The 1,013-nt window shown below is 44.9% G+C and carries 2 protein-coding genes; both read right to left on the minus strand.

What is annotated here, in order from left to right; genetic code table 11:
• Positions 1-282, minus strand: a 282-nt coding sequence (locus A3739_RS02365; protein WP_197471970.1) for a hypothetical protein, incomplete at its 3' end; no start/stop codon positions are given.
• A gap of 22 nt (positions 283-304) precedes the next feature.
• The coding region (locus A3739_RS02370) for a 3-dehydroquinate synthase (protein ID WP_197471971.1) at positions 305-1,013 on the minus strand (709 nt) is incomplete at its 5' end.

Genomic DNA, 1,013 nt, shown 5'->3' on the forward strand with positions numbered 1-1,013 from the left:
CGCCGGAGTCATATCAGCCTCAGCGGAAATAGAAATCAAATTCAGTTCAGATTTTAGTTCAGCATGGATTTGATCAATCAAATGCGTCTTACCCGAACCTTTAGGAGCATGAAGCCAAAGCAGTAAGTCACCAAAGCAAGCTAAATGACGAACACTTTCTAGTTGATGTTGGCGTTGAGCACCTTTAAAGAAAAAACCTTGCCCTTCCGACAATTGCGCCGACAGGGCGGCATCATCTACACAGAGACGTTTGGCAATCGATAAAAAATGCGCCTGACTCATTGATTATCCCTTTTCTACAAGGCTAATTTGGAAGAACTTTCAACAACGTACTATGCTCAAAATCATCTGTCACTCGCGCAAACCCTAAGCGGTCCATGAGCACTAGACGCAAAGTACCATCTAACACTTTCTTATCAACAGACATCAGTTCGAGATAATCCTGAGCTGACATGACTTCTGGGCCTCGAATCGGTAAAGCACAATCATTCAAGACTTTCAGAATCCGCTCTTCATCGCTTTCTGATAGGCACCCCAGCAACTTAGACATATGCGCGGCCATTGCAATACCTGCACCAACAGCCTCACCGTGCAACCAATTTCCATAACCTGAAAACGTCTCAATAGCATGGCCGAAGGTATGCCCAAGATTCAAAATTGCACGAACACCGCCTTCTGTTTCATCTTCCTCAACAACAATCGCCTTGCATGCACAGGAGGTCAAAATAGCGTAACGCAGACTTGCTTCATCAAGCGCTCGAATATCGGACACATGCTTTTCTAACCACTCAAAGAATGGCAAATCACGAATCAATCCGTATTTAACTACTTCTGCCAAGCCTGCAGACACTTCTCGCTCAGGTAAGGTGGACAGACTAGCAGTATCGATTACAACGGCTTTTGGCTGATAAAACGCACCTATCATGTTTTTACCGAGCGGGTGATTAATAGCCGTCTTTCCCCCGACCGATGAATCGACCTGAGACAATAAGGTTGTCGGAACTTGAATAAAA

Source organism: Oleiphilus sp. HI0067, assembly GCF_001635735.1.